Here is a 607-nt window from a genome sequence, read left to right as displayed (position 1 = left end):
ATGTTTGCACCAGCTTGGCCACCCGCAGAGGTGTTGATTGTAAAGTCGATTGCACCTTGCGCATCCGATTTAACAACGTCTATCGCAGTACCATTACTTTCTGTGACCAGCAAGCGCGTTTGATCGCCTATCGCACCAGAGGTATCTTCTGGTTCAACAACCGGATTCACTTGAACGTGAACCGAACCTGTAATCACCGCTTCTGCAATCCCTTGTCCTGGATTTGCCGCATCAACGTACTCATGGTCAATCTCTTTCACGGTCAACGTTGTGCTCAAATCAAAGTCGGCACTGGAATCTTGTTCCAACTCAACTTGAACATAACCACTCTGCGTAACGCGAGCAGAGAAGTCTTGCTCCGATTCATTGGCTTGTGGCGTTAATGTTAACGTACCAGCGACGAGCGTTTGCGCTACACCATCCACGAACACGGTACAACTAGGAGGGAAGCCAGAAATCGTCACTTCTGAGAAGAACTCATCGGCATCTGGACTTTGGCTGGTCGTTGGTTTCCAGTCGATGTTGAAGCGCGTATCTTCATCACCTTCCGAAACCACGGTATAGTTATTTCTTGCGTCAATCACAGGGCCAACAATCACACGAATTT

Annotated in this window: 1 protein-coding gene; it reads right to left on the bottom strand. The window is 48.4% G+C overall.

Translation table 11 applies throughout. The features are described 5' to 3' along the window. Window positions 1-607: hypothetical protein (locus R7R24_RS28435; protein ID WP_318120411.1), on the bottom strand; the 607-nt coding region annotated here is incomplete at both ends.

Source organism: Vibrio sp. 704, from assembly GCF_033339295.1.
This window is presented reverse-complemented; position numbering and strand designations above follow the sequence as displayed.